General features: G+C 63.3%; 13 protein-coding genes. 5 read left to right on the plus strand and 8 right to left on the minus strand.

Features of this window, described 5'->3' with window-relative positions; genetic code table 11:
- Window positions 1–30 precede the first annotated feature (30 nt).
- The 7 genes from KUL25_RS05980 to frr form a co-directional block, all read right to left on the minus strand.
- A complete protein-coding gene (locus KUL25_RS05980) occupies window positions 31–615 on the minus strand; it encodes an OmpH/Skp family outer membrane protein (protein WP_257892105.1) in 585 nt (194 codons plus the stop codon).
- 6 nt (window positions 616–621) lie between these two features.
- Window positions 622–2,946, minus strand: coding sequence for an outer membrane protein assembly factor BamA (bamA, locus tag KUL25_RS05985; protein WP_257892106.1), 2,325 nt, complete (start codon window positions 2,944–2,946; stop codon window positions 622–624).
- Window positions 2,947–3,453: 507 nt separating this feature from the next.
- Window positions 3,454–4,782 (minus strand): RIP metalloprotease RseP, encoded by a 1,329-nt coding sequence (rseP, locus tag KUL25_RS05990; RefSeq protein WP_257892107.1) that lies wholly within the window; start codon window positions 4,780–4,782, stop codon window positions 3,454–3,456.
- A 31-nt stretch (window positions 4,783–4,813) separates the two neighbouring features.
- Window positions 4,814–6,016, minus strand: coding sequence for a 1-deoxy-D-xylulose-5-phosphate reductoisomerase (gene dxr, locus KUL25_RS05995; protein ID WP_257892108.1), 1,203 nt, complete (start codon window positions 6,014–6,016; stop codon window positions 4,814–4,816).
- Window positions 6,013–6,858 (minus strand): phosphatidate cytidylyltransferase, encoded by an 846-nt coding sequence (locus KUL25_RS06000; RefSeq protein WP_257892109.1) that lies wholly within the window; start codon window positions 6,856–6,858, stop codon window positions 6,013–6,015. Before KUL25_RS06000 ends, dxr begins: the two co-directional genes overlap by 4 nt.
- Before the next feature lie 8 nt (window positions 6,859–6,866).
- The gene (uppS, locus tag KUL25_RS06005) at window positions 6,867–7,583 is read right to left on the minus strand and encodes a polyprenyl diphosphate synthase (RefSeq protein WP_257892110.1); all 717 of its coding nucleotides are present in this window, start codon (window positions 7,581–7,583) and stop codon (window positions 6,867–6,869) included.
- A gap of 97 nt (window positions 7,584–7,680) precedes the next feature.
- Window positions 7,681–8,244 carry a ribosome recycling factor gene (frr, locus tag KUL25_RS06010; protein ID WP_257892111.1) on the minus strand — a complete coding sequence of 188 codons (564 nt, stop codon included), beginning with the start codon at window positions 8,242–8,244 and terminating at the stop codon, window positions 7,681–7,683.
- Window positions 8,245–8,430: 186 nt separating this feature from the next.
- On the opposite strand from frr, the gene KUL25_RS06015 reads away from it, so the two are divergent.
- The gene (locus tag KUL25_RS06015; protein ID WP_257892112.1) at window positions 8,431–9,576 is read left to right on the plus strand and encodes a Hint domain-containing protein; all 1,146 of its coding nucleotides are present in this window, start codon (window positions 8,431–8,433) and stop codon (window positions 9,574–9,576) included.
- Here the strand turns inward: KUL25_RS06015 and pyrH are convergent.
- Window positions 9,527–10,276 carry a UMP kinase gene (pyrH, locus tag KUL25_RS06020; RefSeq protein WP_257892113.1) on the minus strand — a complete coding sequence of 250 codons (750 nt, stop codon included), beginning with the start codon at window positions 10,274–10,276 and terminating at the stop codon, window positions 9,527–9,529. The two genes, KUL25_RS06015 and pyrH, sit on opposite strands and share 50 nt — an antisense overlap.
- A gap of 108 nt (window positions 10,277–10,384) precedes the next feature.
- On the opposite strand from pyrH, the gene miaA reads away from it, so the two are divergent.
- The 4 genes from miaA (at window position 10,385) to KUL25_RS06040 (ending at window position 15,396) form a co-directional block, all read left to right on the plus strand.
- A complete protein-coding gene (gene miaA, locus KUL25_RS06025; protein ID WP_257892114.1) occupies window positions 10,385–11,251 on the plus strand; it encodes a tRNA (adenosine(37)-N6)-dimethylallyltransferase MiaA in 867 nt (288 codons plus the stop codon).
- A 122-nt stretch (window positions 11,252–11,373) separates the two neighbouring features.
- The gene (locus KUL25_RS06030; protein ID WP_068360513.1) at window positions 11,374–12,180 is read left to right on the plus strand and encodes a helix-turn-helix transcriptional regulator; all 807 of its coding nucleotides are present in this window, start codon (window positions 11,374–11,376) and stop codon (window positions 12,178–12,180) included.
- 253 nt (window positions 12,181–12,433) lie between these two features.
- A complete protein-coding gene (locus KUL25_RS06035; protein WP_257892115.1) occupies window positions 12,434–14,089 on the plus strand; it encodes an ABC transporter substrate-binding protein in 1,656 nt (551 codons plus the stop codon).
- A gap of 197 nt (window positions 14,090–14,286) precedes the next feature.
- Entirely contained in the window at window positions 14,287–15,396 is a 1,110-nt protein-coding gene (locus tag KUL25_RS06040; protein ID WP_257892116.1) for an ABC transporter permease, read from the plus strand.
- The last annotated feature ends 1 nt before the right edge of the window (window position 15,397 follow it).

A 15,397-nucleotide genomic window follows, 5' to 3' on the forward strand; every position in this document is an offset into this window, starting at 1 on the left:
CGCCCGCTTACGGCAAGACGGGGTGCCCGTTCAGGGCTGCGTGAGGCCCGGCAATGAGATCAGTGGCGCGTCGCCCCCGGGGCCCAACGCCTCGTCGATCGCGACGATGGCGGCATCGGTAATATCGACGGACCCGGCCGATAACAGCACCGTGCGGCTGTCGAGCAGTACCGAGGCGCCGCGCGCCTGCACGATCTCCAGAAGGACGGGAACGGTTTCTTCGAAAAAACGCTGTTGCGCAGCTTCGGCCTGGGCTTGCAGATCGCGGGTCTTGGCATCCTGGGCGGCGCGGATCGCCACGACACGGGTGTCGAATTCATCGGCCAGGGCGCGGAACTCTTCGGTGGGCATGGTGGGCCTGCGCTCGGTCAGGTCCAGCTCTTCCTCGGTCAGTTGCGCCTCGATCTCGCGGTTCTCGGCGGCCAGCGCCTGCGAGGCGGCATCCAGTTCCGACTGTATGCGTTGCCCAAACTCGGTTTGGGTCAGCAGACGGTCCTGGTTGAGCACTAGGATCGCCGCGCCCGACAGCGCAACCGGTTGGGCGTCGGCCGGGCCATAGGCAAACGCCGCCAGCGTGAACGCGGCGGCGTGCATAAGTGTCAGGAGACGTGCCATGGGACCCTAGAAACGCGCCTCGACCGTGAAGTCGAACTCCCGCGTGCGGTCAAAGTCCTGGTACTCCAGCGGGTGCGAGAAGTTGAACCGCAGGGGCCCAAGCGCCGTGTCCCAGAAGATCGAGACACCGACGACCGAGCGCCAGTAGAGGTCATCATCCACCGCGCCGCCGCGCGTATCATCCAGGCCCCAGACCGAGCCAACGTCAAAGAAAGCCCCGCCCGAGATCCCGTATTCCTCGGGAAGGCCAATCGGGAAGGCCGCCTCGAACCGCGCAACGGCGAAGTAGTTGCCGCCAAGCGCGCTTTCGTTGGTTCCGCCGCCGACGGCCACGGTGTCGCGGGGACCTGTGCCGCCGCTTTCAAAACCGCGCAATTGGCGCGAGTTGAGTGAGAACCTGTTGGCGAGCCGCGTGCCGCCGTCTAGGCCGTTGATCGCGCCCCCCTCGAACGTGGCCCGCAGCGTGACCTCTTCGCGCGCAACGCGGGTTTCGGCCAGGGCCCGGACCCGGGCGCGGACGAACTCGGTATCGCCGCCAAGGCCGGCATATTCACCGGTCAAGGCGAAGGCCACGCCGGCGTTGGGGTTCAGGCCCGTGTCGCGGTTGTCAAAGCTATAGGTGAACCCGACCCGGGAGGTATCGGCCTCCCTGGGTTCATCGATCAGGATTTGCGAATCCTCGCCCGCCACAAGACCCGTCAATTCATCGTGGTCATAGTTGTAGAACAACAGCAGGCGGCTATCTTCGCTCAGCGGGAAGGCAACGCTGGTGCCCGCACCATAGGTAACCGCCTCTGCATCGGAATCGTTGGCTTGGTTGACGGCGTAATAGGCGCTCAGACCAAGGGCCAGATCGCGCCGCAGGAACGCCGGTTCCGTGAACGAGAAGTTCAGCGATTGCGACCCGTCGGACGTATTGAAACCAACCGCCAGCGCTTGACCGCGCCCCAGGAAATTTTCTTCCGAGAAGTCGACAGCAAGGCCCGCGCCCCCATCGGTGGAGTAGCTGGCCGAAAACCCGAGAGAACCCGTGGGCTGTTCTTCCACATCGACGTCAATGATGACCTGCTCTTCCGTGGTGCCCTGGCGCCCGGCAACCTGCACATCGGCGAAGAAGCCGGTGGCGCGAATACGCTCGGCGGCGGCGCGGATCTGGCGGGCGTCCATCGGATCGCCTTCCACGACGTCGAACTGGCGGCGGATCACGCGGTCCAGCGTTGTCTGGTTGCCCTCGATGTCGATACGTTCCACGAACACACGCTCACCGCGCGAAATCACGAACTCGACGTTGATGATCAGGTTGGCATTGTCGCGGGTCAGAACGGGTTCGATCCGCACGAACCGCAGACCCTGGTCCGAGGCGAGGTTCTCCATCCGGGTGATCACGTTATCGATGATACGCGGGCTGTAGCGCACGCCCTGGCGGACGTTGATGGCCTCCTGGAACACGGCGGGGTTCGCGCCGGGTAACTGTGACGTTACCGACATGTTACCGATTCGGTAGCTTTGGCCTTCACGCACGCTGAACGTCACAAAATAGGCGCCGCGATCAGGGCTGAGTTCCGGCGTGACGGACTGGATGGCGAAATCGATGTAGCCACGATCCTGATAGAAGTCGGTCAGAAGCTGCCGGTCCAGCGCAATGCGATCTTCGATGAAGGTGTCCGAGCGGATCAGGCGGTTGAACAGGCCCGCTTGCGTCGACTCCAGAACCTGACGCAGGCGGCGGTCGGAATAGTCACGGTTGCCCACGAAGGCGATGCGCTGGGTCTCGACCACGGCACCCTCGGTCACTTCAAAGACCAGGTCGACGCGGTTCTCGTTGCGGCGGATGATCTGGGGCGTGGCGGTAGCGGTCAGACGACCGGTGACGCGGTAGGCCTCTGCAATCGCGGCCGCGTCCCGCTCGGCGGTGATCGGAGAGAACACGCGGCGCGGCGTGGATTCCAGCAAGACCAAAAGTTCATCATCATCCAACCGGCGGTTGCCTTCGATGGCGATGCGGTTGATCGTGGGATATTCAACCACCGTGATCACCAGCGTATTGCCACTCGGCGCGACTTCCACTGATTCGAACAGACCCGAGTTCTGCAAGCGTTGCAGTGCGTCATTGACCTGCCCCGCTGACGCGGTGGTGCCCGGCGAAAGCCCCGCCACCTGCAACACCGAAGCGTCGTTGGTGCGCGTATTGCCCTGAACATCAAAGCTGTTGAAACGGAACGTTTGCGCGTCAACCGGTACGGCGACAGCGACAAGCGACAAGACAATCAACGCCGGAGCAACAAATAGCCTGACGCAACGCGCCAAGTGCAGAAGTGCACGAAGGACCATGGAATCCCACCCTTTGGTCAAAATAGCAGACACCCTTTGGGTATCGTGCACCCGCAGGCTAGTCAAACGCATGTTAGGGTATGTGTTGTGCCAAGTGTAACGATTGTCACAACCTGTGGCTTATCCGGCACGCGTTTGCCACACAAGCGACGGCAGGCGGCATGTGCATGCCGCCCCCTGATAATGTCGAAAAGTGTTTTGACGCGGTGTGTTAGCGCCGCGTCTTGTGGCGTTCCTCAGAACGGCCCCGAGACCCGCAGGAGCCATCCGGCAAGGGTCAACGCCGCCACGATCAGCAAAGGCGCAAGAAAACGATCCATGTTCAGCATAACGAACTGGGTCATTCCGCGGGTGCTATCGGCAAGGTGGCGCATAACGTGTGGCTCCATACTCAGGGTCGCGAGGGCGCAACATGCGCCTTCGATGCCCCGAATATCGCGCTGAAATGTGGCAAGACCTTGTCACACGGGTGGAGAATTGAAGAATTCTTTACCCCGGTTAACGCACTCAGGGGCAGAAGATGTCGTTGCTCAGGGCAAACAGCATCAGCGACAACAGAAGCGTCAGGCCAACAGTCATGAAGAGGCGCAGCACCTTGTCCGAGGGCGGCTTGCCTGACACCGCCTCGTAGGCGTGAAACACAAGGTGACCACCGTCCAGAACCGGGATCGGGAAAAGGTTCAGGAGGCCCACTGCCGTGGACAGGACCGCAATGAACCAGATGAAGTTGTCCAGGCCCTGGGACGCCGCCGCACCGGATGTCTCGGCAATGCCAAGGGGACCTTGCAGGTTACAGGTCGAAATGGCGCCGCTAATGATATGCGACAGGCCCGACAGGGACGATTCGATGATGAACCACGTCTGCTTTGCGCCGAAGGTCACCGCCTCCCAGGCGCCAACGGACCGGATTTCCGGCTCGAAGATCAGGCCGCCGGTGATGCCGATCAGCCAGCGTGTCTCGAACCCTTCGTCGGTCGGCAGGTCGGTCGAGCGCGGCGCGAGGGTCAGTTCCAACATCTCTCCGGCGCGCCAGACGATCAGGTCCAATTCTGCCCCCTCGGACGCGTCGACCGCCGCGCGCAATTGGCTGAAGCCGTAGATCGGCGCGCCATCGACGGACATGATCACGTCGCCCTCGGCAATGCCTGCGGCAATCGCGGCGGATTGCGGCGCGACCGAGCCCACGATGGGCAGCAGCGGGAAAGCGGCCTGCACCTGCATCGCGTCACCGTCGCGCACGATGTCGTAGGTCAGGCTGCGCTGCGGATCGAGCGAGCGGCCAAGCTCGTACACATCTGCAAGGGCCGCCACCGGCTGACCCTCGATCGCGGTAATCAGATCGCCCTGCTCCAGCACCAGAACGTCTTCGGGCACGGGCACAAGGCCGCCGACAATGGCGTCATCGGCGGCGCGACCGCCGACCAGAACGACGCCCGCAAAGATCGCGATGGACAGGATGAAGTTGAAGATCGGACCTGCCGCAACCGTCGCCGCCCTTGCCCACAAGGGCGCGCCGGGCATTGAACGGCGACGCTCCTTGGCGTCCATCTCGCTCATCGCTTCGCCGTCGGCCCCCGCCGAGGCCGCATTGGCATCGCCCAGGAACCGCACGTAGCCGCCAAACGGCAGCGCCGCCAACTGCCAGCGCGTCCCGTGTTTGTCGACCGCCGACCACAGCACCGGGCCGAACCCGATAGAGAAAACCTCCGCATGGATGCCCGACCACCGGCCCACGATGTAGTGGCCATATTCATGGATCGCCACGATGATCGACAGGGCGGCGACAAAGGCCAGAAGCGTGAAGCCGATATTGCCGAAGGCCGGGAGGAATTCCATTACTACGTTCTCTTTCGCCACTTTAAGGCCGTCAGGCCTTGGGTTGCTCGATCCGGGACCTGATCTGATCTAGGGCCATGTCTCTGGCGATCTGGTCGGTTTGCAGCACGTCTTCAAGGCCGACTGGGGCAATTGAAAGGCTGTTGTCTGACGACATAGCGTCAAGCGTGGCCGAGACGATACCCGACATGTCCATGAAGCCGATCTGACCCGCCAGAAACCCGTCCAGCGCGATTTCCTTGGCCGCGTTGAAGACACAGCCGCTTTTTCCGCCCGTTTCCATCACCTCGCGCGCGATTTGCAGCGCGGGATAGCGGGTGGGGGACGGGGCGTGGAATTCCAGCGTCGCGATCTGCGCCAGGTCCAGCCGCGCCACGGGCAGATGCGTGCGGTCGGGATGGTGCAGCGCGTAGCCGATGGCGTGGCGCATGTCCGGCGGGCCGAGATGCGCCATAAGCGCGCCATCGTTGAAACCGACCAGGGCATGGATCAGGGATTGCGGGTGCACCACGGCCTCGATCATCGCGGCGGGGACGCCGAAAAACTCTTTGGTTTCAATCAACTCCATGGCCTTGTTGAACATGGATGCGCTATCGATAGTGATCCGCTGGCCCATGTCCCAGTTGGGGTGCGCGCCCGCATCGGCGGGCGTGGCCGTGGCCAACGCGCTTTCGGGCCAGTCGCGCAATCCGCCGCCCGAGGCGGTGATGATGATCCGCTCGACCGTCGCCATATCCTCGCCCACCAACGCCTGGAAAACGGCAGAATGCTCAGAATCCACGGGCAGGATCGTGGCGCCGTACTTGCGCGCCTCTGCCATCAGCAAGGGGCCCGCCGTAACAAGGCTTTCCTTGTTGGCCAGCGCCAGCGTCGTGCCATGGCGCAGCGCGCGAAAACCCGGCGCAAGGCCCGCCGCGCCCACAATCGCGGACATGATCCAGTCGGCGGGCATGTCGGCGGCCTCCAGCAGCGCGGCCTCCCCGGCGGCGGCCTGAACGCCCGATCCCTCCAGGGCGGCGCGCAACTCGGGCAGCAGCCCCTCCTCGGCTGTTACGGCGATCCTCGCCGAAAGCCTCCTCGCATCTGCGGCAAGCTGCGCGATGTTGCGCGCCCCGGTCAGCGCCACGACTTCATAGGCCTCTAGGTCGCGGGCGATCAAATCGATGGTGTTCTGACCGATGGAGCCCGTGGCCCCGAAGATGCTGACGCGGCGCTTTGCGGAAGGGCGGGTCATGGCACCACCGCGTAGCCCGCGAACACAAACATCAGGCCTGCCACGGTGAACGCACCCAACATGCCGTCGAAGCGGTCCAGCGCGCCGCCGTGGCCGGGCAGCAGGTTGGAGCTGTCCTTGACCCCGGCCCTGCGCTTAAGGGCCGATTCCGCGATATCCGAGAGTTGTGCGGCAAACGCCACGGCGATCAGGAAGACCACCGCGACCACCATGGAGGACGTCGGCCCCGTCACGCTCACCGCCACCGCGATCACCGCCGCCATGACCCACCCCGATGCCGTGCCAGACCATGTCTTGTTGGGGCTGAGCGAGGGCCAGAACTTCGGCCCGCCGATCAGCTTGCCGAAGAAATAACCCGATACGTCGGTCGAGATCACCACCGCCACCACGACCCACATCACCATGGGCACCGATTGGTGAAGGTAGAAGAACAGGAACGTCGCCAGCGGGATCATCGCGCCGAAAAGCGTCTCCAGACGGCTTTTGTGCACCGGGATCGCGGTGACGATCATGCATAGCGCCATCACTGCGGCGGCCACGGACGAGACCGCAAGGACACCGTCGGTGGGCGCAACCAGCATGTGCTCCAGGATCAACGACAGCGCCAGAAGCGCCGAGCTGAGGACCGTGCAGCCGATCGCCACGGGGCGCGACAGGCGAATGATCAGACGGAAGTATTCCCAGACCATCACGGCCCCGAAGATCGACAGCAGCACCGCAAGAACGATGCCCCCCAACCAAAGCCCAAGGCCCGCCACCGTCAGCAGCGCGACGGCCGAGGCGATCCGGGGCATAAGATCCGCGAATTTCAGGCCCAGTTGCGGTTTCGGTCCAGCCGCCATGGGCGCCCTCAGGCCTTCACGGCGCCAAAGCGGCGGTCACGGGCGCCGTAGCGGCTCACGACCTTGGCAAAGACGTCCGCCGTGAAATCAGGCCAGAGCGTGTCGATGAACTCATACTCCGAATAGGCCGATTGCCAGAGCAGGAAGTTGGAAATCCGGGCCTCTCCGCTGGTGCGGATCACCAGGTCAGGGTCCGGCAACACATGGGTGTCGAGGTATTTCGGGAAGGTCTCGTCGCAGACATCGCGGGGGTTTAGCTTGCCCATGGCCACGTCATAGGCCATGCGCTTGGCCGCGCGCGCCACCTCGTCGCGGCCACCGTAGTTCAGTGCGATCGTCAGATGCACGTGGTCATTGTCGGCGGTCAGCAACTCCAACCCGTCCATCAGATCCACCAGCGCAGGCTCCAGCCTGACACGATCACCGATGAAGCGGACGCGCACGCCCTCTTCCAGCAGGTTCTGCGCCTCGCGTCGGATGTAGCGCTTGAACAGCTTCATCAAGCCCGCGACTTCGGTCTGCGTGCGCTTCCAGTTCTCGGTCGAGAAGGCGAAGATCGTCAGGTATTTCACCCCGTGATCGGGCGCGGCCCGCACGATTTCGCGCACCCGCTTGGCGCCCGCATGGTGTCCCACCAGCCGAGGCCGGTGCCGCATCTGAGCCCAACGCCCGTTACCGTCCATGATGATGGCGACGTGGTTGGGAGACTTGCTGTCGTCGGGCATTAGCCGTCCTTTCGGGGCATCCAGCGCAGTTGGGAGCTACCCAAACACTATCCTGAATGCAAATCGGGATGCGCGCATTTACGCTTCCCGATGTGACTTAGACCTGCATGATCTCTTCTTGCTTGACCTCAAGCTGATCATCGACGCGCTTGATGAAGGTGTCGGTCAACTCCTGCACCGCGCTTTCCCAGAACTTCTGGTCGTCTTCCCCCAGATTGTCGGCCTTGGCTTTCTTGATCTGGTCCATCCCGTCGCGGCGCACATTGCGCACGGCAACGCGAGCGTTCTCGGCGTAGGTGCCCGCGACCTTGGTCAACTCGCGGCGGCGCTCCTCGTTCAACTCGGGGATGGGCAGCATGATGATCGTGCCATTGAGCTGCGGGTTGATCCCCAGACCCGACTCGCGAATGGCCTTCTCGACCTTGCCCACAAGGCCCTTGTCCCAGACATTGATCGTCACCATCCGCGGTTCCGGCACGTTCACCGTGCCAACCTGGTTGATCGGTGTCATCGCGCCATAGGCGTCCACCATCACCGGCTCCAGCATCGAGGCCGAGGCGCGGCCCGTGCGCAGCGAGGCAAATTCGGTGCGCAGCGACGCAATCGCCCCCTCCATCCGTCGCTCCAGATCATCGGTATCGAGCATGAATTCGTCTGACATATCGGGACTGGCCTGCTGTTGCTAATTTTCTGCGCACGCTTGTAACCCGCCCGCGTCAGGTTCGACAACACTCCATCTGCGGGCGGGTTCCCTATCGTTCATCGGCCCAGTTATCGCCGCCTAGAACACTTTATTCACTCTTGCCTCGTACGGTCGCCGGAAAGGACACCCCGGCGGAGCCGCACAATGGCGACCAACACTGTAAACATGATCTACATCGGCAACCTGCCGATCATCGATACCGATGAAAGCAACTGGGACACCGACAACGCCGCCGCGTTGCAAGGGACCTATGACACATCGGTCATGGAATTGGTCGCGATCACTCAGAATGACGTCGATAATGATGGCGCCATCATGGACGACGAAGCCAACATGGGCGATACCGTCAGCTACACCACCAGCAACGGCAGTTACTCCGGCCAGCAAGATGCGACCGTCCGCTACAATGCAATCGTGTCGGAAACGGACAATTCGCAGACCACGCTCCAACTCGGCGTGGTACAGATGCCCAACGGCGATACGTTCCTCTTTGACTATTCCGGTGGCACAAGTCTGGACTTTCGCGACATCAGCTCCGTCCAGCTGATCTCGCCTGACAAGACCGATTTCGCCGGACACCAAGCCGACTATTCTGTGGAGAACACGACTGTTTGCTTCTGCTCGGGCACATGGATCGAAACGGACAAGGGCCCTGCCCGGATCGAGACGCTGCGCCCTGGTGACAAGGTCATGACAGCCGACCACGGTGCGCAGGTGCTGCGCTGGATCGGCGGGCGCCGCTTGGAACGCCCCGGCAAGCACGCCCCCATCATGATTGCGCCCGGCGCGTTGGCCGATGGCGTGCCGCGCCGCACCTTGGCGGTCTCACCGCAACATCGCATGCTTGTCCGCTCGCCCATCGTCGTGCGCATGTTCGAAGTTGAAGAAATCCTGCTACCCGCCAAGAGGTTGCTGGACCATCCGGGCGTCACACAGGCCCCGGCCACGCGCCCGGTTCACTATTGGCATTTGTTGTTCGACCGCCACGAGGTGGTGAACGCCAACGGCGCGTGGGCCGAGTCGCTCTACCTCGGGCCGGAGGCGGTGAAATCCATCGGCGAAAGCGCAGTCACTGAAATCGTCGAGATTTTCGGCGTCCCATCCCTGATGGATCTGTGCCAGCTGATGGGCACGCATTCCAGGCCCGTTCCTGAAGCCAAACGCCAAAAACGGCTGGTGCAGCGTCAGATTGCCAATTCACGGGCCTGGCAAGACGGGGCCGGACCGCCCCATCAACCGTCTACTCGACCACCGTCGTATAGGTCCCCGTCCCGTCCAGAATGCTCTTGAACCCGCCCGGCTCGTCCAGGGAAAACACCATGATCGGCAGCTTGTTCTCCCGCGCCAAGGCAATGGCGCTGGCGTCCATGACGGCCAGATGCTGTGCCAGAACCTCGTCATAGGTGACAGTCTCGTAGCGCTTGGCATCTGCGTGTTTGGCCGGGTCCTTGTCGTAGACGCCGTCCACCTTGGTGCCCTTGAAGATCGCCTCGCAATCCATTTCGCTGGCGCGCAGCGTCGCCGCCGTATCGGTGGTGAAATACGGGTTGCCCGTGCCCGCCGCAAAGATGCAGACGCGCTTTTTCTCCAGGTGGCGGATGGCGCGGCGGCGGATGTAGGGCTCGGCCACTTCGTTCATCGTGATCGCTGAAATGACCCGCGTGTAGACCCCAAGGCTTTCCAGCGCGCCCTGCATGGCCAGCGCGTTCATTACCGTGGCGAGCATTCCCATGTAGTCGGCCGTCGTCCGCTCCATCCCCTGGGCGCTGCCTTGCAGGCCCCGAAAGATGTTGCCGCCGCCGATGACCAGGCAGATCTCCACGCCCAGGTCGTGGACGGATTGGATTTCGCGCGCGATGCGCTCGACCGTCGGGGGATGCAGGCCAAAGCCCTGATCGCCCATCAACGCCTCACCCGAGATCTTCAGCATGACGCGCTTGTAGCGCCCGCCTTTGTCCGTAAGGGCGTCGGCGGTGACAGCGTTTTCCATCGGCAGGATCCTTATTTGATATTGCGGCGCACAATGGTCTAAATGATGGGCTGGTTCAACGCCCGATCAACCCCGCTGCACAGTTCTTGAAGGACATGGGATAACCCCTTGATAGATATCGCTTCCATCCCTTCCGACGCGCCGGTTTTGATCGTCGGGCCCACGGCGTCGGGCAAAACCGCGCTGGCCATTTCGATTGCACGCGCCCAGGGCCGCCCGGTCGTCAACGCCGACGCGTTGCAGGTCTACGCAGGCTGGCGCGTGCTGACCGCCCGCCCCTCGCCCGAGGAAGAGGCGCAGGCACCCCACCACCTCTTTGGCCATGTCCCCTTCGAGGCCCATTACGACGTCGGCCAATGGCTGCGCGATGTGACGCCCTATCTTGCCCGGAACCCCGTTATCGTCGGCGGCACAGGCCTGTACTTTCGCGCCCTCACCCAGGGCCTCGCCGACATTCCCCCCACCCCGCCAGACGTGCGTGCCGCCGGTGACGCGCTGTCGCTGGACGACTTGCTGGCCGATCTGCGCGCGGGCGATCCCGTGCTAGCCGCCCGCATCGATTGTCACAACCGCATGCGCGTGCAGCGCGGGTGGGAGGTGCTGCGCGCCACCGGGCGGCCCCTGTCCGATTGGCAGGACGCCACCGGCGCGCCTCTTCTGCCGCTCGCCCAGACCACCGCCCTCGCGCTCATGCCGGACCGCGCGTGGCTCAACGCGCGCATCGCGGCGCGCTTTGAGCATATGATCGAAGACGGCGCCCTTGACGAGGCCCGCGCCAACCTGCCCCGCTGGTCCCGTGCCGGAGGCGCGGCCAAGGCCATCGGCGCGCCGGAACTCATCGCCCATCTCCAGGGTCATCTTCCCCTCGCCGACGCGCGCGATGCCGCGATCATCGCCACCCGCCAATACGCCAAACGCCAACGCAGCTGGCAGCGCGGCAATACCGTGGGCTGGCGGCAAATCCCGTTGCCCTAGGCTCCCTGCTTCATCTTGCCAAATACAACTCAATCCGGCCCTCTCCCCTTCTACCGGCGCTCAATCTCCTTGGCACTCGTTTCCCCCTTGCGCCCCCCGGCCTCACAGCTACCCTACCCGCCATGTTCGAGACCTCTCGCAAACCCACGGTGCATTCCGTCGCTTCCCTTGGCAAACTGCGCATGCAGGGGGCGTGGCGTGTGGAATTGCTCCACGCCTCTCCGCGCAACCGCCTTTACTGGATCACCCGCGGCCAGGGGCGCGTCACGGTCAACTGCGTCACGCGGGGCTACGGCCCCAACACCGCCGTTTTCGTGCCCTCGCGCGTGCCGATGGCCTTGGAACTGGCCTCGCAGACCCAGGGGCTGGAACTCTGCCTGCCGCCCGATGATGCGCTGAAATTGCCTGTGGATCCGTTTCACCTGCGGGTCTCGAACATCGAAAGCCAATCCGCGCTGACTTCTCATATCGAGAAGATCGAAGGCGAACTGGCCGGGCAGGCCCCCGCGATGGATCAGGCCCTGACGGCCTATTCGTTGCTTGTGTCTGCGTGGATGGCACGCGAGTTGGCGCGACACGACGCCAGCATCCGGCGCGACGCCTCGCACCGTTTGGCCGAGATGTTTGCAGAGCGGATGGAAGCGCAGTTTCGCAACGGCCTGGGCGTGGCTGATTTCGCAAAACAATTGCAGGTGACCCCCACCCACCTCAGCCGCGTGTGCCGCGACGCCTCCGGCCGCCCCGCGCTGGCCTTGCTCAATGAGCGGATCATGTACGAAGCCCGCCGTCTGCTGTTGGAAACGGATCTGCCCGCGCGTGAGATCGCGCAGCAACTGGGATTCTCCTCGGCGGCCTATTTCACCCGCGCCTTCCGTCAGGCCGTGGGGCGCACGCCCTCGGATTTTCGCAAGCCGCCGGTGCGGGGCTGAGCGTACGCGTCGCCACGACATGTATAAAGCTATCCGGTTGCATCGCGGCTCAATGTCGGTTCTGTTGGGTGGCGATGTCGCAAACAGACCGCAGACGACGCAACAGACGATTGACGCAGGTGTCCAAAGGGGACGCTAATGCCGATAGTCGATCGCGCGCCCGGCGGGACTGGCCCCAAAGGCCACCCTGCCCGAGCGGTTCGAGGGACGACATGAACAACAAGACCAGAACGTCACAGGGAGACGACGACATATGAAAGATTTCACCCACACGCGCAAAGAGGCCGGTCTCAAGACCCACCCCGTCGCTGAAATGTACGCCGCCGAGCACAAGGCAGGCAAACTCGACCGCCGTGAATTCCTCGTGCGCTCGACCGCCCTCGGCCTGACTGCCACCGCCGCCTATTCGCTGATCGGCACCACGCCCGCGATGGCCGAAGGCCACCGCGCCGTTCCCGGCGAGGGCGGCAGCCTGCGCATCCAGATGGAAGTGCGCGCGCTCAAGGATCCGCGCACCTATGACTGGTCGCAGATGGGCAACGTCACCCGCGGGATCGTCGAGTATCTGGTCCAGTACAACAACGACGGCTCGTTCGAGGGCGTTCTGCTGGACAGCTGGGAAGCCAATGAAGACGCCACCGTTTACACGCTGAACGTGCGCCAGGGCATCACCTTCAACAACGGCGATCCCTTCAACGCCGAAGACGTCGCCGCCAACCTGATCGGCTTCTGCGACAGCACCGTTGAAGGCAACTCCATGGCCACCCGCATGGGCGGTCTGGTGGACCCCGACACCGGCGTGGCGCGTGACGGCGCGATCGAGGTCGTGGACGAGTACACCGTGCGCGTGACCTACCCCTCCCCCGACATCACCTTCATCCCCGGCATCGCGGATTACCCCTCGGCGATCCAGCACCGTGACATGGTTGGCACCAACCCTGCCGATCACGGGATCGGGACGGGCGCATACATGATCACCAACTACGAAGTGGGTGTCTCGGCCACGCTGACGCGTAACCCCGATCACACCTACTGGCGTGACACCTATCTGGACGAGATCGTTTTCGTCGACCTCGGCCAGGACCCGGCCGCATGGTTTGCAGCCGCCGAAGCCGACGAATTCGACATGACCTACGAGACGGTCGGCGAATTCATCGACCTGTTCGACGCCATTGGCTGGAACAAGGGTGAAGTGGTGACCGCCGCAACCGTGGTGATCCGTCCCAACCAGAACAACGCCCCCTACGATGACGTGCGCGTGCGTCGCGCCATCCAACTGGCGGTCGACAACCAGGTCTGCCTTGACCTGGGCGTCAACGGTCAGGGCGTTGTGGCGGAAAACCACCACGTCTGCCCGATCCACCCGGAATACGCCGAACTGCCGCCACTGGTGTTCGACCCCGAAGCGGCGCGTGCGCTGCTTGAAGAAGCGGGTCACGCCGATACCGAGTTCGAGCTGGTCTCCATCGACGATGACTACCGCAAGAACACCACCGACGCCGTGGCCGCTCAGCTGCGCGACGCGGGCTTCAATGTGACGCGGACAATCATTCCCGGCTCTACCTTCTGGAACGACTGGACGTCCTATCCGTTCTCCTCGACCAACTGGAACCACCGGGAACTGGGGGTCATGATCCTCAACCTCGCGTATCGGACCGGTGTGCCGTGGAACGAAACCGCGTTCTCGAACGAGGAATTCGACACGCTGCTGACGGAAGCCAACGGCATCCAGGACGCCGACGCGCGCCGTGTGGTGATGGAGCGTCTGGAGCAGATCATGCAGGAAGAGGGCGTCACCATTCAGCCCTACTGGCGCTCGCTCTTCAACCACGCCCGTCCGGGTGTGGTGAACGGCTCGATGCATGCGAAGTTCGAAATGAACCCGCACTATCTTGGGTTCGAGGCCTAAGCGCCTCTGATCGCCGGCGCCCGCACACCCTGCGGGCGCCGGTTCATTTTCATGACACGTCGGGCACATTGTGATGCCCGCATGTCCCGGCCAAACCGTCTCCACCCCTGCGATGCGCTTCAAGGGGCCGAGGGACGGAAAGCGCCAACCAGGTACGGCACGCACCGCGCGCCCGCCCAGACACAGGGGATACTTCCATGGGGGCCTTCATCCTTCGCCGAACCGGCGTGATGATCCTGACCGCAATTTGCCTGACAATCGTGGTGTTTTTCCTCACGAACCTGTTTCCCAACCTTGAGAAACTGGCGAAAACGCAAGGCAATGCCCGGATGAGCGACGAAGAAGTCGTCAGCTGGCTGGACCGCAACGGATACGGCGGCCCGATGCTGTTCCGCTACGGCGAATGGTTGGGCGTGATGCCCGGCTGGACCCGAGAAGACCCCGAAACCGGTGAGATCACCGGCCGTTGCATCGACTTCGGCACCGATCCGGCCGATGCCCCCACCCGCTGCGGGTTGTTGCAGGGGGATCTGGGTTTCTCGACCGTCTCTGACGAAGATGTCGCCAACGTCCTGCCCGGCCGCCTTCTACTGACCCTGAAATTGATGGGATGGGCCTTTGGCCTGATGGTCCCTGCCGCCCTTCTGGTGGGCGTGCTGGCGGGGATGCGCGAAGGCTCGCGGCTTGATCGAAGTCTGTCGACCCTGTCCATCGCCTCCACCGCGACGCCAGAATATGTGTCGGGCGTGATCTTCATCGTGCTCTTCGCCTCCACCACCGCAGGTGTGTCGGGTGCGCTGACGGAATGGGGATGGCTTGGCGGCGACGGCTGGCTTGGCGACCGCCGCACCCTGTTCCTGGGCTCTGCCCGTTCGGCGATGGAAGACATCACCTTCTGGAACTTCACCCTGCCCGTCGTCACCATCGCGCTGTACGGCATGGGCTACATCGCGCGTATGACCCGCGCGTCGATGGCCGAGGTGATGACCGCGCAATATATCCGCACCGCGCGGCTCAAGGGCGTCAGCTTCCGCAACATCGTGCTCAAGCACGCTTTGCGCAACGCGCTGATCGCGCCGTTCACCGTCATCATGCTGCAATTCCCCTGGCTTCTGACCGGCGTGGTGATCGTGGAGACGCTGTTCAACTACAACGGCTTCGGCTGGACCATGGTCCAAGCGGCCTCGAATAACGATATCGAGCTGCTTCTGGCCTGCTCCATCGTCGCGGTCTTCGTGGTCCTTCTGACACAGCTGATCTCGGACATCGGCTACGTATTCCTCAACCCCCGCATTCGCATTTCATAAG

The organism is Gymnodinialimonas phycosphaerae (assembly GCF_019195455.1).
Taxonomy (GTDB): domain Bacteria; phylum Pseudomonadota; class Alphaproteobacteria; order Rhodobacterales; family Rhodobacteraceae; genus Gymnodinialimonas; species Gymnodinialimonas phycosphaerae.